Annotated in this window: 17 protein-coding genes and 1 pseudogene; all 18 read right to left on the reverse strand. The window is 32.0% G+C overall.

Translation table 11 applies throughout. The features are described 5' to 3' along the window. Positions 1-4 precede the first annotated feature (4 nt). The 18 genes and pseudogenes from R6U77_RS01910 to R6U77_RS19825 all read right to left on the reverse strand — a co-directional run bounded on the left by R6U77_RS01910 (position 5) and on the right by R6U77_RS19825 (position 24,993). Positions 5-571 carry an acyltransferase gene (locus tag R6U77_RS01910; RefSeq protein ID WP_319837216.1) on the reverse strand — a complete coding sequence of 189 codons (567 nt, stop codon included), beginning with the start codon at positions 569-571 and terminating at the stop codon, positions 5-7. A gap of 1 nt (position 572) precedes the next feature. Further along, positions 573-989 (reverse strand): sugar 3,4-ketoisomerase, encoded by a 417-nt coding sequence (locus tag R6U77_RS01915; protein ID WP_319837217.1) that lies wholly within the window; start codon positions 987-989, stop codon positions 573-575. 53 nt (positions 990-1,042) lie between these two features. Then, positions 1,043-2,383 (reverse strand): hypothetical protein, encoded by a 1,341-nt coding sequence (locus R6U77_RS01920; RefSeq protein WP_319837218.1) that lies wholly within the window; start codon positions 2,381-2,383, stop codon positions 1,043-1,045. A 128-nt stretch (positions 2,384-2,511) separates the two neighbouring features. After that, positions 2,512-4,044: a glucosyltransferase domain-containing protein gene (locus tag R6U77_RS01925; protein WP_319837219.1), complete on the reverse strand. Its 1,533-nt coding sequence runs from the start codon at positions 4,042-4,044 to the stop codon at positions 2,512-2,514. A gap of 41 nt (positions 4,045-4,085) precedes the next feature. Next, positions 4,086-6,323: a hypothetical protein gene (locus tag R6U77_RS01930; RefSeq protein ID WP_319837220.1), complete on the reverse strand. Its 2,238-nt coding sequence runs from the start codon at positions 6,321-6,323 to the stop codon at positions 4,086-4,088. Between the two features lie 50 nt (positions 6,324-6,373). After that, positions 6,374-8,095, reverse strand: a complete 1,722-nt coding sequence (locus R6U77_RS01935) for a glycosyltransferase family 2 protein (protein ID WP_319837221.1) — start codon at positions 8,093-8,095, stop codon at positions 6,374-6,376. Between the two features lie 21 nt (positions 8,096-8,116). Then, positions 8,117-11,341, reverse strand: coding sequence for a glycosyltransferase (locus tag R6U77_RS01940; protein WP_319837222.1), 3,225 nt, complete (start codon positions 11,339-11,341; stop codon positions 8,117-8,119). Between the two features lie 11 nt (positions 11,342-11,352). Next, the gene (locus R6U77_RS01945) at positions 11,353-12,261 is read right to left on the reverse strand and encodes a class I SAM-dependent methyltransferase (RefSeq protein ID WP_319837223.1); all 909 of its coding nucleotides are present in this window, start codon (positions 12,259-12,261) and stop codon (positions 11,353-11,355) included. A gap of 9 nt (positions 12,262-12,270) precedes the next feature. Beyond that, entirely contained in the window at positions 12,271-13,542 is a 1,272-nt protein-coding gene (locus tag R6U77_RS01950; protein ID WP_319837224.1) for an ABC transporter ATP-binding protein, read from the reverse strand. Further along, on the reverse strand, positions 13,532-14,344 hold the full coding sequence (locus R6U77_RS01955) for an ABC transporter permease (protein WP_319837225.1): 813 nt from the start codon (positions 14,342-14,344) through the stop codon (positions 13,532-13,534). The genes R6U77_RS01950 and R6U77_RS01955 overlap by 11 nt, the downstream gene beginning before the upstream one ends. 80 nt (positions 14,345-14,424) lie before the next feature. Further along, positions 14,425-15,972, reverse strand: coding sequence for an O-antigen ligase family protein (locus R6U77_RS01960; RefSeq protein WP_319837226.1), 1,548 nt, complete (start codon positions 15,970-15,972; stop codon positions 14,425-14,427). A 14-nt stretch (positions 15,973-15,986) separates the two neighbouring features. Next, positions 15,987-16,484: a tetratricopeptide repeat protein gene (locus tag R6U77_RS01965; RefSeq protein ID WP_319837227.1), complete on the reverse strand. Its 498-nt coding sequence runs from the start codon at positions 16,482-16,484 to the stop codon at positions 15,987-15,989. A 261-nt stretch (positions 16,485-16,745) separates the two neighbouring features. Then, positions 16,746-19,244, reverse strand: coding sequence for an S-layer homology domain-containing protein (locus R6U77_RS01970; RefSeq protein WP_319837228.1), 2,499 nt, complete (start codon positions 19,242-19,244; stop codon positions 16,746-16,748). Positions 19,245-19,895: 651 nt separating this feature from the next. Next, a complete protein-coding gene (locus R6U77_RS01975) occupies positions 19,896-20,615 on the reverse strand; it encodes a WecB/TagA/CpsF family glycosyltransferase (RefSeq protein WP_319837229.1) in 720 nt (239 codons plus the stop codon). A 52-nt stretch (positions 20,616-20,667) separates the two neighbouring features. Continuing rightward, complete coding sequence (locus R6U77_RS01980) at positions 20,668-21,936, reverse strand: nucleotide sugar dehydrogenase (protein ID WP_319837230.1); 1,269 nt, start codon at positions 21,934-21,936, stop codon at positions 20,668-20,670. Positions 21,937-22,234: 298 nt separating this feature from the next. Beyond that, positions 22,235-23,065, reverse strand: coding sequence for a flagellin N-terminal helical domain-containing protein (locus R6U77_RS01985; RefSeq protein WP_319838332.1), 831 nt, complete (start codon positions 23,063-23,065; stop codon positions 22,235-22,237). Between the two features lie 290 nt (positions 23,066-23,355). Then, positions 23,356-23,817 carry a transcriptional regulator gene (locus R6U77_RS01990; RefSeq protein WP_293921551.1) on the reverse strand — a complete coding sequence of 154 codons (462 nt, stop codon included), beginning with the start codon at positions 23,815-23,817 and terminating at the stop codon, positions 23,356-23,358. Positions 23,818-23,886: 69 nt separating this feature from the next. Next, positions 23,887-24,993: pseudogene (locus tag R6U77_RS19825) on the reverse strand (Rpn family recombination-promoting nuclease/putative transposase). Positions 24,994-25,078 lie beyond the last annotated feature (85 nt).

Raw genomic sequence — 25,078 nt, forward strand, 5'->3', positions numbered from 1 at the left:
CTCCTTAAATTTTCCGTGACACTTCTCCAGTAGAAGCCTTACTATATTTTTTACCACATTGACATGTGGCTTCATCAGATACAAAATGTAGTTTTTCTGTACATTCACAAATATAATATTTCAATTTTGCAGGATTCCCAAAAACAACAGAATATGCTGGGACATCTTTCGTAACAACAGATCCTGCCCCAACAAGGGAGTATTCACCAACAACTGTACCTGCAATAATTACACTATTAGCGCCTATGCTTGCACCTTCTTTAACTAATGTTTTTAAAAAAGCTTCAGGATACTGCTTACTTCTTGGCATTAAATCATTAGTAAATACAACATTCGGTCCTAAAAAGGCGTTATTTTCAACCTTCACACCATTCCATATATATATTCCAGACTTTATCGTAACATTATCACCAATTTCTACATCATTTTCTATAAAGCAGTGATCACAAACATTACAGTTTGAACCTATTTTAGCCCCCTCCAAGATATGTACAAAAGCCCATATACGTGTATCTTCACCTATATCATTTGTTTCAACGAGAGCATGTGAGTGTTTAAAATAATTTCCCATTTCAGACCTCCTGAACTTTTTGTGAATATACTTCTAAAAATTTATCATAATCTCGAATATAGTCACTGCTATTATATAGCTCTGACGCCAATACTAACAACACACAATCCTCTGAAAAATCATACATCTCATGCCAATCATTAGGTTCTAAAATCAACATTTTATTAGGTGAATCTAGTATAACATCTTCTTTTCTTTTCGTATTATCTAAATATACTTTACAAGAGCCCGATACACTAATCAAAGCTTGCCTAGTTTGGTAATGTCCATGGAAACCTCTTCTTACCCCCTCTTTTGTCCCATAAATATAAAACACTCTCCTGATTTCAAATGGAATGTTTTTCATTTCTTCAATTACTGATAGATTACCTCGTTCATCACCAAGTGTAGATATTTCTGTTATTACACTGTTTCTCACATTAATTCCTCCAAATCTACTATTTATTTATATATTGCAATACTTAATTTTTCTCAGATTTCAGTTTTAAATAAAAACTCAAACCAATTTATTCTACCTGTTTGCAAATCTAAAACAAACGAAATTAAGAACATCACTATCACCAAAGAAATTATCCCAAATAGGCTTCTTTTAGATAACCTACTCTCAGTTGAAAACCATCCGATAAAAGGTAATAATAAGAAGAACATCGGATATCCGAATCGTGATTCTATTGCTGTAGTTGCTATAAATAATGTATAGCAAATTGCAGAAATAAGAAGGCCCATAAATCGGAAATTAATTTCTTTTTTTCTGATTACTTTAAATATTCCCGAAAATATCAATATCCATGTAACATATAAAAAAACTGATCCTACTAACCTACTTATCGGGTAAAAATTATTGATATATGTATCAATATATCCCCAATCTAAAACTCCAAAAATATGTGCTATATACACAAAAATAAAAGCAAAGAAATCCTTGTATATCAGCTCATAAATTCCTATATCTTTTTCCGTCTGAATAGGATTAGTCCAATAAAGTTGTGGTTGTTCATCTGGAATAACAACTGTACCATATTTCAACATTTCCACTGCCCATTTACTTTGACTGTCATATAGATTTTCATGTATTAATGGTGTAAAATTGTTAAATTTCGTTACATTCATATATAACTGTGGTAAAAAAACAAATGTGGATATCATAGCAGCAACTGCATATCCTACAAATACCTGTTTTGTTTTCCCCTCACTATATTTCATAATTTTATATGTTAGTAACATTAACATAATAAGTAAAAAAATAAGAGAGGATGGCCTTATCATAATCGCCGAATAAATCAGAATAAATGTAATGAATTTGTACCTAAATTTTGTACAATCGCAAAATTGAACAATGGTAATTGCCAATACTGAAAAACAAGTAGCTAATATATCTGTTAAGAAAAGTGTAGTTGATTGAATTAAATAAGGATTCAACAACCCAAATCCAGTTATATATAAAAAAGCTTTTTTTTGGTCCTTAACTTTAAAACTTTCAATGGACTTTACAGCCAAGAAAAAGATTGTACATAGATATACCCCATATTGAAAAATACTCATCAATATTTTACTAATAAACACATTCTCGCTTGAGGAAACAACTAAAAAAATTGAAATTATTAATGAATATAAATATGTTCTTAGTCCATTTGCAACTTCAAACAAACCTAAGTTTTGTATATCTTTCGCAAAATTAAAATACCCTACTTCATCATGATAACTAACCTTATTGTTTAAAGACAAGTAATATACAAATATAGTTAATGATAGTACGCTTATCATTATGTATACCAATTGTTCTTTCAAACTCAAAGTTTTTAAAATCTTCACACCAAATCCCCTCTCGGACATTATTCCATAAACCAAATAACCCCAAATTGCATCATTTATTACTTTCAACTCTTGATGAGTTTTGGATTTTAATTCATAAAGCTCTATTGCTCACCTTTATTTATTGACTAATGAGGCAAATTCACATAATACCAAGACCCTGATGGGTTTGATAACTTAACTATAATATAGTTCGGATTTACAATAATACTTCCTTCTACAGGCCAATTAGGTATTTCATCAATCTTTATTCCATTAATACTTTCCTCAATCATTTCTGCAGAAGGTTCTAAAAATTTATATCCCAATATCCGCAAAAAATTATGAATTCTCACATTATTTCCATTATCCCATTCAAAAAATGATGCTCCTAATGTATCAAATTTAATAATTCTTGGATTTAATTGATGACTATATTCCCCAATAAACACTACTGGTTTAGATAAATCTCCCTTTGAATTAGTTAAAATATCTTCCGAAATAGAATTACCAATATTTTCATCCATCTTGTACCTTACGTTATCTCCATAAAAAATCATATTTAAGGATTGAATTTGAACAAATAATAAAAGAAATACTATTATTATAAATATGTGCTTAACCCACACTATTTTTTCTAGTAAATGAATTAAAAAAAACATTACAAAACCAACAAATAAAGGTAAAGCTAATAGAGTTCTATATGGCATCATATTGCCAGTTACTATACATAAAGAAAATGGAAGTATCGGTAAAGTTAAAAATATTATTAATAAAAAACACTTCTCATTGATACTTCGCTGATGAATCAGTATTAATATAAGTATCATAACAATAGTTACTAGTGAGAAAAGTAAAATATTATCTAATATATTTAAATTACAAAACTTTTGATACATTTCTCTATATAAATCACTGATTATTACCTTTAATGGAGCATTTCCCCATCTAATAAAATTATCGACATAACCGCTACTCGGCCAAAAAAATTGAAATAATTTTTCGGTTAGATAAAAAAATGTTAAACCCAAACTGAAAGTAACAATAGCATTGAAGATAAATTTTTTGATATTTTCTTTCTGTTCGAAATATAATAACAAAGACAGACAAATTATTATTCCTAATATAAAAACTGTTATAAATGCTTGATACAAGCATAACGATACTGCCAAAAATGCACTTGCCCAAAATATATTTATTTGCTTGTTTCCAGTAGATTTGATGATATAAAAAATACTGATTGGAACGATTAACATCCCTAAAGCAATTTCTAAATTATAAGTGCTGAAGGAAAAGAAAGATGCATTCACACTTGGTAATGCTAAATACATCCCTATAAAAATAACCATCGATACACTAGACAGTTTATCTAATGCTAGTTTGTTAATTATAAAAACCCAAATTAATGCTGAAATAGCCATAAGTACGGCTGCCAACACTGTAGTTAAATATGGTATATAAGTAGCGTTTAATATAGCCCATTTGATTATACCTATACCTATTCTTCCTTGTACAAACCAGGGAGAATAGTCGTCCCCTCTATAATTGACTTTCTCTTCATCAATCGATAATGTAAAATTAATTATTTCATATCCATAACACAATACTAACAAAAAAATAGTAGGATATATTAAGTTTTTTTGTTTGTAAAAAGAATTAAATTCCCCCAGAAACTTCGCCACTCCTATCTCATCCTCCTATCCAAGCCACAGCATTCATATGTTCATTTTTTCACAAAAGATATATCTAGTAAATAAAAATCCCTAGATTCAATCTCTTCCCCGCCCATTTCCTTTAATTGGTTATAGACTGTAAACACAGGTTCATATCCTTCTATTTTTTCTTTAGGAATTATTACATAATCAATTTCAGCCCATTCCAAATACCTTAAAAATTCATCTTCAGATGAAACGATTTCAGGATTTCCATACCATGCTGAACCTAATCCGCCATTTATGTTTTCAAAGCGACAAGAAAGACGATTCAACACTTGTTCTGAAACATTATTTGTACCAAATCCTACTGCTCTAGCTTTATTAGTTTTAGAAATAATATATGTTTCTATTTCAGTTAATCCAGACTCTTGAAATATTTTTTTATTTCTTATTTCAGTATCTAATTCTTTTTCTACAAGTGAATAATTAACCACATCTGTTCCCCATTGCCAAGACCAATGCGAAACAAATGTTATCATAGTTTGAGTTGGAATAAATAAGGCTAAAGAAAGGTAAATCATGATTTTAACAAAATTTCGCTTCAATCTAGTGAACCCTACATAAAAAATCATAGCTGTGGCAATCAAGGGGATAATGTAATAATTACCATCTCCACCTTTATTAAAGATCGAAGCAGAAACCACTCCTGACACTAACCAAGGTAGAAAAATAATAAATTCAGTTAAAATCAAATTTCTTACTTTTACTTGACGAAAAATTAGCAAACATATAAAAACAATAAACATATAAAATATCAAATTTCCTGTCCATGTGTTTATAATATGAGGGAAATCCTTTGGATCAAATAACAAATTATACCATCTACTTATGTATGTAAATTTTTCATCAGACAAACCAGGTAACTGAGGAATTTGGGTAAATGGATATTTCAATTCAAAGCCTAAATTATGCCACACATCCGATAATAGAGGGAAAAGAGGATAACCCGTCAAACTATAAGTTCTGTAAAATATCCCTCCTAAAACAAATAAACTGCTAAAAAGAATAACCATCTCAAATTTCATAAATTTTAAAACTCTATTCTTTATTACACCAAAAAGCTTTAATGTTTTTTCTTTATCTCTTCCTAAGTGATACAATATCATCAAAATTATCCCCAAGACTAGTAAAGGAGCATATAAAAAACTCGTTATTTTTCCTCCTAATGATAAAATAAGAGGACAAATAATCATAAAGAAGTACTTATAATAAATAGGTTTTCTCAATAAAAGTAAAAAATAATATACACTTAACAACAAGAAAAAGGAAGTAAACAAATCTGTTTTAGCTGTAGAAGCCATATTTGCAATGGTTGGTGTACTAGATATTAAACATGAAAGAAAAAGTGCTTCAAGGTCACTTGTCCCCATTAATTTTGCTAACGAGAAAACTAATATGATTAGCAATAAGAAAATTACAGTATTAGCTGCATAAATAAAACTATAATCCCCAAGTCCACTTATCGGTATAAAAAAAAGCTCCATCAACTTAGGGTAATAATGAACAAACTGCACTAAACCTAAATTATCAAAAAATGAATTAGGACCTATTAACACATACTCTGGTCTCAATCCATACCAGATCGAGTCATAATCTATTGCTCTATTTGATTTAGCAAACTCAACCAAAACTAAACTCAACAGAAAGGAAGTTAAAATTTGTTCCCCACGATTGAATCTTTGCACTGATTGAATTATCTTCCATATTAAAAAGGGTGTTTTCTTCTTTTTTACAAAATACAACAAACTAAAGATCGAAAGAATTGCTGTAAGAATTCTTAAATCATCAAATGTCCCTTTTCCTAGTAAAGAAAGAATTATTGCAAACATACTCCAGAAAGATAATCCTACTGTAAAATAAGCAAGATAATTTGAAATGTTTTTTCCTCTTGATATTCTAAAAATGGAAAGAATACAACCTCCAAAAACGATAATACACTCTATATAAGTATAAGATACGATTGTACTCACTAAAACTTGATTAAATTTCAAATAAAATAATGATAATAAGAATACCAAAAATAAAGATAGTTGTGGTTTAAAAAACCATATAACCAAGGTGAAAACTAGCATTAATATGAGTAATTCTATCCCGCCCTGTATTGACTCAGGTTGTGATAAATGCCACCCATAAACGTCTAGTAAAATGTTCTTTATTACCATAAATTGAAAGAAACAAGCGATCACTATAACAACAAACAAGAGTATAGCTAAATTAATTCTTTTTTGTTGATTAAAAACAAACATTATTCTTGCCTCCTTAGCAATACTCACCAAATGAAATCTTCACAGCCATATCAATATTTTTGCTTAATTTTGAATTTCAAAATCTTACTCACTTCACACTGATTAATTTTAAAATTAGATATTACCTTCTTTTTAAAATTGCTTTGCCTCGAAGGTATATTTATATTATTCGTTGCATATTTTTCACGTATATATTCTGTTTGCTCTATTAGCTCTTGCTTTCTTGTTAAAGCATCCGTTTTTTGAAAAGGAACTTTGTAAATAGATGTGATTTTTTCAATATATAAAAAATCATACTGGGTAGAGAGTTTAAGCCAATAATCCCAATCCTCTAAAACCTCCATAGACTCATCCATTCCACCTAATTTATCATATACCTCTCTCGCAAATAACACAGTTTGAATAGGGAAATAATTTTGTGTTAATAATAATTGTCTATCAAACTTAGAATTAAATTCTATGCTATAATGTATTTCTTCATAGATATACGGGTTCATAGAAACTAACTTTGTCGGTGTCTCAAATGCAATACTATATGCTATTTTGTAACTAGGATTATTTATTAAAGAAGTAACTAATACTTCTATATGGTCTGCATATAATAAATCATCATCATCTAAAAAATTAAAATATTCTCCTGTAGCAAGCGCTAAACCTATATTAGCTAGTTTTGTTCTACCAACCTTTTCAATTGTAGCATGATACTTAATATTCAAATTTTTAAAGCTCTTCTCCACAAGTTTTTTAGATTTTGGAAAACCATCTTCTACAACAATTATTTCGATATTTTGATATGTTTGATTCTTTATTGTAGTCAACGCTTCTCTTAGCATTTCTGGTCTTTGATTCGTTCTTACAATTATAGACACAAGAGGGGTTTCAAGCAGTAGGGAATTATGAAATTCATGACCTAGTCTATGAATTTCATAATTCCAACCACAAAAATTTGCTACCAGATTATTGGGTTTACGTTTAAACATCTTCGAAAAAGATTTTATGAGTATCTGACTCAATTTTAAGTGAAATTTAAAATTTCTATGCTTTATTGCCCATAGTAAGCACATTACATAACCTAAAATAATATCTTTAAAACTTCCATATCTATATCTTAAAAATAAATTACTACCTATTATATTTAATAATTCATTATCTTTGTTAACCTTACTCTTTTCAAAAGTATAGTGGTAGATAATACTTTGGGGAACATAGTGAATTCGATATCCAGCAGCTCTAATTCTCCAACTTAAATCCACATCTTCCCCATACATAAATATTTCTTCATCAAAGCCACCTATCTTTTGAAAGCATTCTCTTCTTACTAATAAAGCAGCTGCGCTACTCCAAGAAACCTCAAGTGTTACGGGATTATAATGCTTTGGATGTTCATAAGGAAATTGACGAGACTCCCAGGCTCCAACTATTCCCTCATCAATCAAAGCTTGGTTTACTATGTTTATTAATGTATCTTGATGTAGCTCTGTATCAATATTTAAAAAGTATATATGTGATTGATTAGTTTTGGAAGCTGCAATATTATTAGCAGCCCCAAATCCGATATTTTTTTCTTGCTTTAAAATCGTGTAGTCTCCAAATTTCTCCTTAAAAATACAACTATTCAATAAATCATATGACTTGTCCTTTGAATTATTATCAACAAATGTTATATGAATTTTCTCTAAAGGATAATGTTGTTTTTTTAAAGAATTCAAAAAATCCCCAATCCATCTTTCAGAATTATAGATTACAACAATTATATCTATAGAAATCTGCATTATATAGTTATCCTTTTTAGTTTATTTAGAAATTTCTTCTTTTATACTATTTTGAAATACTTCTTTGATTTCTTCGTTATTCATTTTTCTGTTATTTAAACCATTTGTAGAGAATATATAATCATCATTAATAATTAATTTATTATCCTCATAAAATTGGGATATCGATTTTAACATTAACTTTGGATGATATCTAAAATTCAAATAATCTTGCTCTTTTTCTTTTCTCTGTTCGTCAAACATAATATGGTGGTGAATTAATAATGAATTAGGTGAATTCACTAAAAGCTTACCTTCTTTACGTAATTTATACGAAATGGCTGCATCTTCATAAACATTTGGATAACCTTCAACTATTGGAAACCACCCTTTAAACAAAGTAGCCCCTACTGGATTCCAATCAGTAATATACCTTTCTAGTGTACTTAAATCATGTACATTTTTATTAATATTATAAAGTTTAAATTCCACTCTTCCATCGCTTATTTCCTCAAATCCACCTGTAAACTGTAATGTCTGGTTCGGAAACATTACTCTACAAGTGACTGAACCAATCTTGTCATTTTCTTCTGCTCTAACAAGTAATTCTTCAATCCAGCCTTCCGTTACCTCAATATCATTATCTAATGAGATATAATAGCTATCTTTTCTTGCATATTTAAGAGCTTCTTTACGTCCTAATGACGGTCCAATATTTTTATCTGCATATATAACTTTTACATTTGGAATTGGCTCAATATACTTTTGAATAAATTCTACACAAGCTGCTGAAGAGCCATTCTCATATAAAATAATTTCATGTGGAATATTTACAGTGTTTTTAATAGATTGTATAGACATTAAGGTTTGATCTTCTTTACCATACGAAACCATGATAAAAGAAATAAATTTATGAAATGTCCCATTTCTTATATCTCTACGCATTTTAGCTTGATCGCTAATTCGAATTGACATTGCATATTGCTTTTCCTTAACAGTTTCTGAAGTTTGCTTATCATGGATTCTGTGTTTATATAAAAATTTAGGAATGTGAACAAAAGCACTGTTTGGATAATGGAACGCTACCCTAAGTACCATATCATAATCTTGCGCTCCATCGTATTCTGAATTAAATATACCAACCTTTTCAAATACATCTCTGCTAATTAATTTAAAATGAGAAGCATACATTCTTACGTCTAAATGATCTTCAAAAATATTATCCTTTGGAAGATGGTCACAACCAAATCTACCAATCTCCTGTGAGTCATCATTTATATGGATTCTATTTGAAAATGAGTATTTAGTATCCATTCTCCAATATTTAACTGATTCTTCTACAGCATTTAACATTAAAATATCATCGCAGTCTAAGAAAGCAATTATATCTCCAGTTGCTTTGGCTAAACAAACATTTTGAGTAGCAGATATCCCCATATTTTTTTCATTTTTATAAATGCGAACAAAATCATAATGTCTAAATTTATTCAAAATTGTTTCAACTTCTGGCATTGGTGAACAATCATCAACAAGAATAACCTCTTTATTTTCATATGTTTGATTGACTGCAGACAGTATACAACTTTCTAAATAGTCTATATTATTATAAACAGGAATAATTATAGAAACCTTTCTTGTTCCTTCTTTTTCTTGCACCACATCTTCTTTTTTTAGCATATCTTTAGAATTGACTGTTTTTAAATATACCTTTTTTGCAATACCTCTTAATGGAGAAGGTAACTTTTTAGCAGAATTGAATGTAAATTTTTTCAAATCTCGATTTACTACTCTCAGTCGATTTTTACCTTTTCTAGCTGTTCTACCAATCATCCTAAGTGACCCTGTCAATTTCCACGATCGTGAGTTTATTATAGATTCTATTTCTTTATTTGCTAGTTGATTTTCAAATTTCATTTTATTAATTTCATTTTTCATAGATAAAATCTCATTTTCTAAATAAGTTACTTTGAGCCTTTTATCTGTCAAACCCTGATTCATTTCTGCAATCTTTTCATTTAACTTGGCTATCTCCTGTTTCAAGAATATCTTCTCATTTTCACTATTTGACACTACTTCCTTCAAGTTTTCTCCGGAAACACCTTGAATAACTTTCAATCTCACTTTTACATATAAATCTTGGTTTATATTTGGGGTGAGATTATCTATATATATAATAGGTTTTTCTCCTAAACTTACTAGTTTCAAAGAATTTGTAGAGGTTAATTTAATTAAATCGCCTGCTATCCTCAAATCTTTATAACCATCTTCAGAAGATATAGTTTTAATTAAATTTCTCTTCTCCTTGATATCATTGTTGGAATAAATCTCTATTTTGTCTAAGTTGATCACTGATTGTTGGTAACACGGTTCTAACCTGAGTGTATTGCTTGATAAATTCTTTAATTTCAAACAATATTCTTCATATTCATTATTTAATGCAATAGGTAGCATGTCATAATTTAGTTCCTCAGAATTATCCTCTACAAAAATATGCATAAAATCAGATGGAAATTGTTCATTATATATGTTATCTATCGTTGCAATATTCTTTAAATAATTGGACTTATACTCTCCGAAATCTTTTCCAACATACTTTAAAAAATTCTTCTCCATCTCCTCATAATAAGGAATATCAGTTACTTCCATTTCCAACACTGCAAATATATCTTCTATCAGAAGTTCATCACCAAAATGACCAAAATATTTTGTCTTAAAGACCAATAATGCCCTATAAATTATATAATTAACAGGTACAGGAAACCTAAATATCCATTCATAATCTATTGTTGTAAATTTTGTATTATTTTCTATCAAAATTATATTATCAAAATTAAAATCAACATTTGCTAAATTTAAAGCTTTATGACCTTCTAGCCTTGAAACATCACCAAATATATTAATAAATTCTGTCGTTTGATAAAATTCACATTGTTCTTCTTTAAAAAATAAAGATTTATACCATTTAAGTTGCTCTATAAATCCATTTTTATTATTATCAAAAAGCTTTTGAGCTAAAACTTCATCGAAGCTATTTCCTATTACAAAAGGAAATACAATTCCTTTATCTTGCATGTCTATTTCAACTGGATTAAAAGAAGTTTTCTTGTATTCTTCATAATTAGCATATATACTTTCTAGATGCCTCTTCGATTTTTCAGAGTAGGCTTCTTTTATTACATATTTTGAATTTCCTTCTTCGTATATTATAGTCTTTAGTTGAAATTCTTCTTTACGATTAACACTATATTTCACACTATTAATTTCCAAAATAATCCTCCTTAATCAATACTAGCAACAACAAGAAAAGAGTTTGAGAAAAAAGAAAAATTATCATTCATGTTTAATGAGTCATATACAACATCTTCATTAAATAACGTAAATCTATTGTTATCATAATTATGGATTAAATCTCTAAGTTCGCCTATTTTAGGTTTTCTTTTATCTGAAAAGATTTGGAAGGGTAATTTATAATCCGGAAATGGATAATAAAAGTCAATATTCCTTATACCACACTCCTCTAGTAGTACTTGTAATTCATACTTAGAGAAAGTACGAACCTTATTTGACTCTCTGTAGCCCTCAATTGAATCGAAAAATTTCCCAGTGTGATCTTCCCTTGCGCCAGCCCAATACTTCAAGCCATATCTATTTTCAATTGCAATAAATAATTTCCCATTAGGTTTTAGAAGGCTTTTTACATATTTCAAAAAGTCTTGAAATGGCTTATCTGAATTTGAAAAAGATGGTGCATATTCTAGGACTCCTATTAATGTTATATAATCAAATTGATATTCAAATTCCATTTCATTAAAGTTACCAACAAATATTTCAATATTTTTTGAATTTTGATGCCGATAAGCATTAATAAGTGAGCGTCTTTTTGATAATTCTACACATGTTACACTATTGACTTTTCTGCTTATTGCTCCAGTAATTGCCCCACAACCTGCTCCAATTTCTAAAGCCCTATAATTATTATCAAATGGATACCATTCAATAATATGCTCTCTATATTTTGATAAATGATAAAGAATTGGCCATCTTGTATCATTTTTTATAATCTCATCAAATGTATTATAATTTTGTACAATCTCTAACAATTCATTTTCTATCTCACCATCACTATATTGGTCTTCGCCAGTATAGTAAGTTAAATTTAATTTTACGTTCCCAATTTGTTCAATCATGTTTTTCACCTATTGTATAGTAGATACTTCAATTTTAGAATTCAAATCAAAGTACCCTACAGTATTTTTGGAAGATATTACTTGAAACGAAATAATATCATATAAGCGATGATATACTACAAACTCTTCATCCTGAAAGCCAGTACACCCCAAGGATAAGAGATAATCTCCTGCTCGAAGGCTCATTTTTTGGCTAAATGAAGCCTCCAATATTATACCTTCTTCTATTGCATCAATTGTAATATTTTCTATCATTGTATTAGTACCAGTAATTTCAGTGCCTTTCAAATCTTTAATTGTAAATGCAAAAATAGGGAAGTCTAACATCTCATTAAATTGGACTCTTATTTTAATTTGACAGTCTTTGTCTTTCTCAATAGTTGAAGTCAATTCACCAAGTTCATCAAAAAGCCCGAAATCAACTATACTTGCTTTACTATTTCCATAGTTTAAATGCTCAGGGTTAATTTGATAAAATTTTTTCCATTTTTGAAGTGAATCTTCCTTTTTAATTTGCTCTTTTGTGATTTTAGGCTTATGTAAATTAACAACAAGCTTTTTAAACAAATCCACGCCTTCTTTTGCATTATGCACACCTAAAGACTCACCATTATTTAATATCAAAACATTATCACAATATTTAATTACGCTACTTAAATCATGTGTTACTAAAAGAATAGTTTTTCCTTGTCTTTTAAATTCTTCAAATTTCTTATAACATTTAACTTGGAAAAACATGTCTCCAACTGCTAGTGCTTCATCCACTATTAAAATGTCTGCATCAACATTGATTGCTACAGCAAAAGCTAAACGAACATACATACCACTCGAATAAGTTTTTACAGGTTGATCAATAAAATCACCAATATCTGCAAATTTTTCGATTTCTGCAAATCTCATTTTCATTTCTTCTTCAGAAACTCCTAGTATAGAACCATTCAAAAAAACATTTTCTCTACCTGTATATTCTGGATTAAATCCACTTCCTAACTCTAAAAGTGCTGCTACTCGTCCATTGATATGAACTTCTCCTTCTGTAGCTGTTAAAGTACTTGCTAATATTTGTAGCAATGTACTCTTCCCTGAACCATTTTGACCCACAATACCAAATGTTTGTCCCTGCTGCACCTCAAAATCAACTTTATTCAAAGCACTAAATTCACGATAATATTTCTTTTGTCCAAATGAAAAAGATTGCTTTAATCGATCTATCGGCTTTTCATATATTTGATATTTTTTTGATAGATTTTTTACACTAATCGAAATAGTATTAGAGGACATCTGCAAAACCCTTCCTTGTTTTTTTAAACCATACATATCCTAGTATGGAAACCATCGCCCCTATAGCTGTAACTGTAATCAATGATTCCCAATGTGGAAACTCTCCCCAAATAATTGCTCCTCTCATATCTTCAACCACATAAGTAATTGGGTTTAAAGAATAGAAAAATTGAAATTCTTCTGGAATTGAAGTTCTAGGGTAGAATATTGGGCTCACAAACATCAATGCGGGAATTACTACTGCAACAATTTGCCCAATATCTCTAATATATACAGCCAGAGAAGCTAAAAACCATGTAATGCCTAATGAAAAAAGTATTAATGGAAAGATAATTATTGGAAATAACAATGCAGTCCAATGAAAAGTCCCCATTAACATCAACATTGCTAACAAAAGTATTAAATAGCTAATAAATGCTTGAAAAAGAGCTGATCCTAAAGTTACAATAGGCAGAATCTCTAAAGGAAATACTACTTTTTTTACATAGTTACTATTAGAAATAATTAGACTGGGTGCTCTAGAAATAACATCAGAAAACACATTAAAAACAAATAATCCTGTAAATAAAAGTAAGGCAAACTCTGCTTTATTTGTTTCCCCTGTTGTTCCCCACCTTGCCTGAAATATAACACTAAATACAAAAGTATATATTGTTAACATCATTAAAGGAGTTATAAATGACCAAACTATCCCTAAATAAGAACCTTTATATCGATTAGAGATCTCTCTTCTTGTAAATTGATTAATTAACGATTTTTGAGCAAATAAGTACTTTATTTCTCCTATTATTGAATTTATCATTTGAAATACTCCTTAATAAATTACCGTATCATCAAGTCTATAAAACAAGAATAGGGAATAATAAAATTCCCAATTCTTATTTAACTTATTTTATTATCTATCTTTTTGACATTCACTAATATCATACCTATAAGTATCATCATAGGCGCAGCTACTCCAGCCAATGTATCATTAAACATCGCTTGACACAAAAATGCCAGTATAGCTACCACTAGTACAGTATCACTATTTCTTCCATCAAATACTTTCTTTAAGCTTTGTATCACTACAAATACTATTAATACAAGAAATGTTGCAAATCCAATAATTCCAGTACCATATAAAACACCTAAATACATATTATGTGGTTTATCCACAATTACTGACTCTGTTTCAAGGTTTGCTCTCGCATCCTCATTATAGTGTGGGAAATTATACATTAACGTATCTAAGCCATAGCCAAAAATAGGACGATCCTTTACTAAATCTAAAATATACGTCCAAATATAAATACGTCCAGATCCAGCGCCTACACCACTCCCTGCTGGAGCAGGAAGTTCAAATGTCGCATCAGCTGCGTATACTCGTTTACTCAAGCTAAACAGTTCGTTATTAAAAGATACCGCTTCTTCTTTATATGGATTATTTGATACAAAGAAACCTACCGACTCATCCCATACCTTTGAATTTTGTTCAGCTAATACATGAATACTTACAGATGCAATGATGATAAATCCTATTACTTGCACTAAAGCTCCCACTCGTTTTTCATTTTTAAAAGCAATCCATAAAATGAAAGGTAGCATCACAACAATTGTTAAGAAACCACTTGTTGATAGTGACATCAGTACAATTAATATTGATATAACAGCCATTACAAAGTTAAGAATCTTAATAGATACCTTTTGATCAATTAGACCTTTTGTTAAAAACATTGCTGCCATAATAGCAAACATACCACTCATATAGTTGCCATGATTTAATGTACCTAACAAATAGGAACCCTCTGAAATGCCAGATCCACTTGGTAGGAACATAGAAACCATTTTTTTAGCCCAGTTATGCTGCAAAAGATCATTATTTGTAAAATTCAATACAACAATTACAAAGTTAATAATAGTAAACGGAATAAAGGCATATGTAATGTATGTCACAGCATTTTTAGGATATTTAATATTTAATGCAATAAATATCAGTGCTACATAACATAACCAACTAATGGCGCCATCTGAACGATTGTATAAACCATTTAGTGCAATATTTATTGTAGGTGAAGTAATTGTAGAAATAACAATAGTTACTACTAATATGCCTAAAACATAGTTTAATTTTGTTTTATAAATTGTTCCTCCCATAAAGAAGATTTTCGATAGTAGTAATACCCCACTGACAATCGTAATCACTAATACAAATAAAGATTTAAAATGAGTAAACAATTCACCTTTTGTACCTGACCCCAATACTCCCACATTAGAAATGAGGGGGCTTGTTACTTGTTCGATATGAGCCATTACAATTAATGGTGCTACTCCAATTATTAAAAGTAATAATCTAAATATCCATTTATCAATATTCATACGTGATTGAATATTTTCTTTTTCATCACTCAATGAATTCTTTTTATTAAGCTCTTCGTAAAACGACGCCATTTGTAATACCTTCCTTATTGCATATTTTCCATTTGTAATAACATTCCTTGAACTTGCTCTTGATACTCAGGGTAATCTTCTGGAGCCCAACCAGCATCTATACAACGTTGTAAAACTATTTTAGCTTCTTCATATTTTTCAGCAGAAAATAGCATTTCTCCAAACTGTAACATGAATATAGGTCGCTCAACATTGTATGGGTTGATATCTAATGCTTTTTGCATAAATACTACTGCTGCGGGAAAATCCCCATTTTGCCCAGCTATTAGTGCAGCTAAGTAGTTGACCATTTCCGAATCAGCTTTTTCAGTAATTAAGTCTGAAATCAATGCTTGTGCATCACTGTAATTACCCTCTTCATATAATTGAATCGCTTGCTGATACAAAATATCTTCAGTGCTAAATACTTCGTCTTGTTTTTTTGCTAAAACATTAGCGACTATTAAACCGCCTACTACAAACATTACAAAACTAGCTAATATGTATTTCCTAGTACTTTCTTTTATATTCATTTTCTCATTCCTCTTACTCTACTTTTAAATAACACTTCTATTATACACTATCTAGGACTATTTTTCTTCTATATTCTAATAGGAACACTTTATTTGTATTTTTAAAATTATTTAACAGTAGTGATTTGATAATCAAATATTTTTGAGTTCACCTATTACTTTATATGTAAATTAATCATATCTTTTATTAACACTTTTAGACATAAAATAAATCAGAGTCTGAGAAAAATCTCAGACTCTGATTTCATACAACTAGTAAAATTAGTTATCTCTTGAAGAAATTTTACCTGTCGCTGGGTCATATTTAAATTTATAAGTTTTACCTTTATAAGAAATGCTGAAGTTTTCGCTACCAGCTGTTAGTTTAGGGTCATTGAAGTATACATATACAACTTTGTTATCTGTAGAATCAGATGCTTTAGTAGCATTAGCAATTTCAGATACTACAACATCATTAGCAGAAACAGCCTCTGTAAATGTTAATGTGATAGAATCAGCAGTTGTTTTAGTTGTATCAGCAATTGAGAAGTAAGAAGTGCTAGCACCTGCTAAGAAAGTTACAGCTTTAGTAACTGACGTTAAACCAGATAAACCAGAATTAGTTGGTGTTGCAGTTACACGCACATTTGTTGCATCACCTTTAACTTTAATTGTAGCTTCAGTACCAGTAGTTGCAATATTTCTTACAAAACTTTGTGTGCTATATGCAGATACTTTACCTAATTCTGTTACACCATCTACATCATAAACTGTTACTTCTGATGCATCAGTTCTTACAGTAAATTGAACTGATGTTGAAGCGTTAGTTACCTCAGCAGCTGAACGTGGTTTACCATTTTGGTCAGATAATTGGTAAGTAAATGTAGCTAACTTAGCTGAACCGAAAGTAGTAACTTCTTTCTTTTCCTCATTTGTAACTTTTAATTCACTTGTGTATTCACCTGCTTTAACAGCACGGAAGTAAGTAATCTCAGAAGTTACTTGAAGATCTTTAGAATCTAGACCTACTTTAGAGCCTGTTTCCAAGAATACGATTGGTGTTGCAAATGAATCAACAACAGATTGAGTTACAGTAAATAGAGCTTTACCGTCTTTATCAGTAGTTAAAACGAAAGTATCATTTGTAGTACGTGGAACTTCTACACCGTCTGCATCGTATACTTTTAATGTGCCAAGATTATTTGTTGTTGCTTCTTCAAATGTAACTTTAACTGGTGAATTCGGAACCACTTTACCCGCTTTAGTTTTTAAAGTAACAACATAATCACGTCCACCGATTTCATCAGTTGGAGCTGCTTTGTGTACTGCAGCAGTTTGTTTCCCTTCAGCAGTAACAGTTAAATCAAATACAGATTCTTTTTCGAACTTAACTGTAGAACCAGTTGCTTGTAATGCTGTTGCATCATATTTAGCGTTTGTTCCTGGATTGTTAACGAATACGATTGGTGTTACTGATGCATCAGAACCAGTTAAAACTAAATTAGCTTTACCTGTAGCATCTAATTTAACAACACCTACTTTATATCCACCAGTAGTGTACTCATAAGCAAAGTTTCCAGTAGAAGCTGTATCACCAGTAGTAGCTAAACCTAAAAATTCAACATCACGAACAGCTTTTTCAGGAGCAACGTTTAAATTCTCTTTGAATGCTACGTAAACTACTTCGTTATCATCACCAGTAATTTGGTAAACTTTTTGCTCACCATTAGCTAAAGTAGTTTCTTTAGTAACATCTGCAATAGTTAATGATGTATTCCAGTATACTTTTGCTGCTGCTTTTGAACCTGGTTTGTTTACAGCGTAAGCATTTACTGTATCAACTTCACCTTGAGAACGAGTGTAAGTATAAGTAGCTACGCCTTCTGCATTTGTTTTAACTGTTTCAGTGATTTGTGGCACGATAGTAGTATCGTTAGCTAATTTCTCATGGAAAATATCGAATTTCACCGCGATGTTTTCAGCAGATTCGCCTTCTTTAACAGTTACTTTTGCAGTTAAAGTTACTTTCTCACCAAATTTACCTTGGATTGAAGTTTCAGCTAATTCGATTTTCTCTGGTACTACTTTTGAACCTTCTACTTCAGCGCCTGAGATTTCAGCGTTGATTGTTTTGTATAAGAAAGTAGCGAATTGACCGCGAGTTGTGTCACCTTTTGGATTGAAGTTAGCAACTGTTGGGTTTGTGATATCGTAGTAATCTAATACAGAGATTGCGGAACGAGCTTCAGCTTTAGCTTGAGCTAAGTCTTTAACGTCGCCTTTGAAATCTTGTTCAGCTACGAATTCTTCTAAGCTAACACCTTTAACAGTGTTAACCATACGTACTAATACGATAGCCATGTTTTCGCGAGTGATTGAATCGCTAGCTAAAAGGTTACCGTTAGAACCTACGAATACGCCTGCTTCTTTAACTACAGAAGCGTATTTTAATAATTCTTCGTTAGAAGCTGTTGTTAAATCGTTGAAAGCTGGGCTAGTTTTCCAGTTTGAAGCTGGAGCATAACCTTCAGTTTCTAAGTATTTACCTAATAATTTAACTACATCAGAACGTGATAAAGTTTTATTAGGTTTGAAAGTGCCATCTGGGTAGCCGTTGATTACGCCAGCATCAACTAATGCGTTGATTGCTTCTTCGTGTGTGTTACCTGAGATGTCGCTTAAGTTTGCTGCTGAAGCAACTGGTACGATTGCTGATGCTACTAAAGTAGCTGTCGCAGCTGTTGCTACGAATTTTTTGTATTTCTTTGGTTGGTTAGCCATTGAAAAATTTCCTCCTCATATTTCAAATAATCTCTTAGTCTCTCACTACAAAAATAGTGTAGATAAACTAACTACACATAAATTCTAGTAGTATACAATTACAATGTCAATCCTTTTTTTAAACAAAAACATTATTGACATGTTTTGCTACATTTAAAAAATATAACAAACCTGTACTTGGAGTGACTTCGAATTTCTTATATTATGACATAAAACTACTTGATAAAACAACATTTTATTCTAAATTATATAAAGCACGTTATAAAAATATAGTAGAAAATCGCTTTTTATAGTATTTTTATGATTAATATTTCACTTTTCTATAGTTTATATCATATAAATACAACGAATAAATAATGTAGTAATTTTGAACTTTTACATTTTTTCTATTTTTAACGTACAGTGGCATTATATTTTTAGTGTTGTTGGATTATGCATTTATTTTTTATTTAATTTATAGACAAAGAAGAAGGTTTAAGCATTTGCTGCTTAAACCTTCTTCTTGGGCTACCAACCGTTTTTTTCCTTGCAGGGAAAATTTTAAACTCTTTATCATAAGAGGAAATCTTACTATGGATACAGTGTAACACTAACATTACAATTTAACAATCTATTATTACAAAGATTACACAATATTTTTTTCGGCAGTGTTTATTTTTTCTTTCTATCCCTTGCTACTTCAAGCAAAAACAGTGGTAGCGAAATTTGTCGTTTTATGCGATGTGGCTCTTTCATTAGACGATAAAACCACTCCATTCCCACCTTTTGGAATGCTTCTGGGGCACGTTTTACATTTCCTGCAAGTACATCGAAGGAGCCGCCTACCCCTTGATAAATTGTCGGGTGAAGCTGATCACGATTAGCATTAATCCAATTTTCCTGCTTTGGTGAGCCCATTGCGACAAATAACAAATCAGGCTTTGCTTCATTAATTTTTGCTACTACCTTGTCATTATCCTTTTCATAACCGTCCTGTGTTCCTGCAATAAGGATGTTTGGGTATAGTTCTTGAAGCTTTTCAGCAGCTTTGTCCGCAACACCTGGCTTACCACCGTATAAGAAAATCGGCTTGCTGCGCTTTGCTGCTTCTTCGCATAGGCGCATCATCATATCGACGCCTGTTACGCGTGATGTAATTTGCCCTTTTTGAATTTTTGAGGCTAGAATGACGCCAATGCCATCCGGGATTTGGAATTCTGCATTATTCAGTAATGTCTTTAATGCAGGGTCTTCCTTTGCCTTAATAATTTTCTCTGGATTAATCGCTACGATTAATGATTTTTTCTTGTGTTCGATTTGTTCAAATACGATAGGTAACAGCTCATCGTAGCTTTCTGTATTGACTTGAATGCCTAGTACGGTTTCTTTCATCATATTTCATCCTTTCTTCTTATTGAAAAAACAGTGTGCTAGGTGCACACTGTTAGTTTTTTGCATCGCCAAGTAAATGGAATTGATAGCCTGCTCGCTCCCAGCTTGTGCGGTCTAAGCAATTTTTCGTATCGAATACGATTTTATTACGTGATGCAAAGGCTTGTGGGTCTAATGCTTTAAATTCTTTATGGTCCGTTAAGCATAATAAAATATCTGCAGCCGCAACAACTTCATCAAAATTTTGCGTCTGTGTCGCATGCTTGTTTTCTTTAATATGTGGGTCAAATGATATAACGTTTAAGCCAAGCTTTTGTAATTCATCAATAACGATTGTTGATGGGCTTTCGCGCATATCGTCTACGTTTCCTTTAAATGCTAAGCCTAGTACGCCGACAGTAGCGCCTGCAATTTTATTTTGATTTAAAATTGTTTGTGTTTTTTGCGCAGTGTAGCTTGGCATGCTGTCATTCGTATTGCGTGCTAAGTGGATGATTTCTGCCTGTCCACCACCGATTTCTACTAAAAACCATGGGTCTACTGCGATACAATGACCACCAACACCTGGTCCTGGGAAATGGACGTTTACACGTGGATGATAGTTCGCAAATTGAATGGCTTCCCAAATGTTTACATCTAGCTTGTCCGCCATTTTTGCCAGCTCGTTGGCAAATGCAATATTCACATCACGGTAGGTATTTTCCATCACTTTCACAAGCTCTGCTGTTGTCGCATCCGTTAAATGGATTGTGCCTCCAACAAATGTTTCATATAGTTCCTTCGTTAGCTCTGCCGATTTTTTGTTGATTCCGCCAACGATGCGATCGTTTTTCACGAGCTCCTCAAAAATACGCCCTGGGATAACGCGTTCTGGTGAGTGTGCAACATAAATTTGTGTGCCGATTTCTAGCCCTGATTTCACTAGCTCTGGTAACATAATATGCTCTACCGTTTTAGGTGGCACTGTTGATTCTAAAATAACTAAATTTCCTTCTTTAATATACGGTACAATTGAAGCTGTTGCTTGACGTACATATTCTAAGTTAGCTGTATTGTCCGGGTTAATTGGTGACGGTACAGCAACGATGAAAACATCTGCCTCCTGTGGCGTTGTTGATGCTGTTAAAAACCCTTCATCTACCGCTTTATTTAGGCGTTCCTGTAGACCATCCTCTTCAATATGTAGTTTCTTTTCCTGAATACTTTTAACAGCAGCAGGATTTAAATCTACTCCGTGTACCTTTACACCATGATTTGCAAACATTACGGCTGTTGGTAAACCGATATATCCTAAGCCAACAACACAAATTGATTTTGTCATGCTCGTTACTTCCTTTCATTTATCAAGAGCGAATGTATATTATAATAAACGCTTTTCTGGCAAAATGGTTCGAAAACCTACTGTTTAACAGTATACAACTTTTTAGCGTATCATGTGAAATAATATTTATGGAAAAATGTCAAAAAAGAAAAAGCTCAGTCTGAAAAGACATTTTGAGACCGAGCCTTTGCGACGAGGACGGTGATTGTCACCGCAGGAGCACACTTTTTAGCGAATATTCGATACAAAAGCAAAGGCTGTTTGAAAAGATGACATCTTTTCAAACAGCCTTCTCCTACTATCTACGTCCAGCATCTAGCAATGTTAGTACAGAATAAGCTTGCTGCATATGCAAGCGCATAATATACTGACTTGCTTGGAGCAAAATATTAGCCTTTACAAAGTTCATCATTTCCTTGGCAATGTCGGCATCGCGAATACGTGACTCAGCAGCCGTTAAGTTTTCTGCCGTATTCATCACATTATTGTAGGCATGCTCCATGCGGTTTTGATAAGCGCCCATACGTGAGCGCTCTTTTGATACCTTATTTAGCGCATCATCAAGCTCTCCAATTGCTTTATCTGCATTTTCACGTGTTAAAATGTCTGAGTTATCAAGACCAAGACTTGTCGAATTCATCCCACCAATATATAAATCAATGGTTTGCCCTGCATTGGCACCTGCCTGTATTTTTATTGGTGTATTTTCGTGGTCGCCGTTTAACAGCTTTTTCGTATTGAATTCCGTTTGTTGTGCAGAACGAGTAATTTCTTCCTTAAGCTGCTGGTACTCCTGATTAATAAGTTCTCTATCTTTATCTGTCAAAGTATCACTTGCTGCTTGCACAGCTAACTCGCGCATTCTTTGAATCATCGCATGTGTTTCATTCAATGTTCCTTCTGCTGTTTGCACAAGTCCAATACCATCTTGAATGTTTTTCCCTGCCATATTTAAGCCGCGAATTTGGGCACGCATTTTTTCAGAAATGGCTAGCCCTGCTGGATCATCCGCTGCGCTATTAATCCGATAACCTGATGAAATGCGTAGTAAAGCTTTATTCGATGCCGCATAATGGCGATTCATATTGTTGAGTATAGAATAACCGAGCGAACTCCATTGACCTAGCATCATTTGTGCGTATCCCTCCCTCACCTCATTTTTTATTTATATCGGCGCTTTTAGTGGGGAGTTTATCCTATTTTATTTGAATTACAGTATATCAGAGATCATAATAAAGTGAACCTTCAATCAGTGGGGGTTTTCCTCATCCCCCACTGATTGGTAGTTTCACCAATCGGGTTTTTACAGGCTGTTTGATCTCCCACTTCAACACCTTGATTTTATCTGTTGTTTTGAAGGGGGGTCTTACAGCCTGTTAATACGGGATAAAAACACCTTTCAAACTTTCCCGAAAGGTGCTACAGCATATCACGTTGCTCTAAATGCCAAACTAAATTGTAAAACATGGCTTCATTGCGCTCTGTTAAGGCATAGTCGATTAGACGCTCAACATTTTTTCCTTCTAGCTCACGAATTATGGAAGAAGTCTCTGGCTCTGCTTCAAATGTATCTCCTACCGTTGTATTCGCTAATTTTTCCTCAATGATTGGCAATAAATAATCATAGACATTTGAAATTAGCAGGAGCTGGTAGAGAGGGATTCGTATAAATCGACTACCATTTTGGAATACGAATACATCTGATACATTTTCAATTTTATACGTTTTTAAATTAACAACCATTTCCTTTCCATCTAAAGGAATAAAATGAAACAGCTCATCCTCCTTTATAATTGAAAGATGCTGATAAGCAAAAACAAGGCATAGCTTTGCCCCAGCCATTTTCGTATACAATGGCTTCATAAACTGGATGCGAATCACCTTCACCCTCCTCAAACCTTTTCGCTTTTATTACAGCTTATTTTCTCCATTAGACAGCGATTTCAAACATTATTTATTGGATGTTTTGAAATCGGATATTTTAGGTTGTTGATGTTGCTTGCGTAACTGTTGAACCTTTTCTAAAGATAAACCTGTCACTTTTGTAATGAATTCATCACTTGCGCCTTCTTTTATCATATTGATAGCTGTCTGTTCTAATCCCTGTTCTATTCCTTCTTTAACTCCTGCTGCATGTGCGTCTTTTTTACCAGCTTCTTCATCCAAAATATATTTCAAACGAGATTCATAGGCGATGCGGGATTCAGGGGTTTGGCTTAACTCCTCCCATGCTCCAAAAGCTTGGCGTAAGTTTTCATCTTTCATAGCTAGCTCCTCCAATTCTTTATATATTTGATCATAGACATGGTGCTTACGAGCATCAATCGTCCCTAACAGCATAAGCCACCTAACAAGAAGGTCATCGAGTGGGGTCACTTTTTCTGTAAACCATGCTTCTAGAAATTTGTTCATTTCAATCAATTACGCCTTGGCGTAATTGCGTCCAGATTTTTTCGAACTTGTTCGAAAAGCTCCTCTTCAAAATCTGTGACATCCGCCGGAGGCTTTATCGTGATTCAGTAGGGGTTTGGACACCCACTGAATCACGATAAAGTGGATTTCTAGTACATCATCTTCCTTCATCATGCGTCCACCTGTGCTGTCTTCACACAAATGATAAATGTTGTGGTAATATGAGCTGTCCTTAATTAATGTATAATTGCAAATATTAATTGTAATAGTTGGATGTAATGTATTATAGCCATCGCCTTTATTGAATGGTGCACAGTATAATCTTGCCCAATAATAGAGTGTACGTTTGAGCATGCTTTCTTTTTGATGTAGCTGCATTTCGATATTTATATAATCCTCGCTTTGTGTTTTGACACCGATGTCTAATATCGATTTTTTATCCTCTTCATACTCCCCACTGAGCTCATTTTTTTTGAAGAAAACTTCCTTTATATTATCGCGTCCTGTTTTTTGCAAAATGGCATTTAAAAAGACAATTGTTATATGTTTATTGCGTTCGCTACCGAATAATTGCTTGAAGGCAAAATCGATTTTGAGATCAAGCAGCTTATTTAATAGCAAGCGGCGTAACAGTTTTTTGTTCATTTATATTCTCCCTTCTATTTTATCACAATTACAATTATGCATTCGGCTTACGTTTACTGCGGTTTCGGGGTATAATGGAAGGAAC

Source organism: Lysinibacillus louembei (assembly GCF_033880585.1).
Taxonomy (GTDB): Bacteria; Bacillota; Bacilli; order Bacillales_A; family Planococcaceae; genus Metasolibacillus; species Metasolibacillus louembei.

Coding starts and splice junctions, on each gene's coding strand:
- R6U77_RS01910 (WP_319837216.1), bottom strand. CDS start 571: ATGGGAAATTATTTTAAACACTCACATGCTCTCGTTGAAACAAATGAT.
- R6U77_RS01930 (WP_319837220.1), bottom strand. CDS start 6,323: ATGTTTGTTTTTAATCAACAAAAAAGAATTAATTTAGCTATACTCTTG.
- R6U77_RS01935 (WP_319837221.1), bottom strand. CDS start 8,095: ATGCAGATTTCTATAGATATAATTGTTGTAATCTATAATTCTGAAAGA.
- R6U77_RS01945 (WP_319837223.1), bottom strand. CDS start 12,261: ATGATTGAACAAATTGGGAACGTAAAATTAAATTTAACTTACTATACT.
- R6U77_RS01950 (WP_319837224.1), bottom strand. CDS start 13,542: ATGTCCTCTAATACTATTTCGATTAGTGTAAAAAATCTATCAAAAAAA.
- R6U77_RS01955 (WP_319837225.1), bottom strand. CDS start 14,344: ATGATAAATTCAATAATAGGAGAAATAAAGTACTTATTTGCTCAAAAA.
- R6U77_RS01960 (WP_319837226.1), bottom strand. CDS start 15,972: ATGGCGTCGTTTTACGAAGAGCTTAATAAAAAGAATTCATTGAGTGAT.
- R6U77_RS01965 (WP_319837227.1), bottom strand. CDS start 16,484: ATGAATATAAAAGAAAGTACTAGGAAATACATATTAGCTAGTTTTGTA.
- R6U77_RS01970 (WP_319837228.1), bottom strand. CDS start 19,244: ATGGCTAACCAACCAAAGAAATACAAAAAATTCGTAGCAACAGCTGCG.
- R6U77_RS01975 (WP_319837229.1), bottom strand. CDS start 20,615: ATGAAAGAAACCGTACTAGGCATTCAAGTCAATACAGAAAGCTACGAT.
- R6U77_RS01980 (WP_319837230.1), bottom strand. CDS start 21,936: ATGACAAAATCAATTTGTGTTGTTGGCTTAGGATATATCGGTTTACCA.
- R6U77_RS01985 (WP_319838332.1), bottom strand. CDS start 23,065: ATGCTAGGTCAATGGAGTTCGCTCGGTTATTCTATACTCAACAATATG.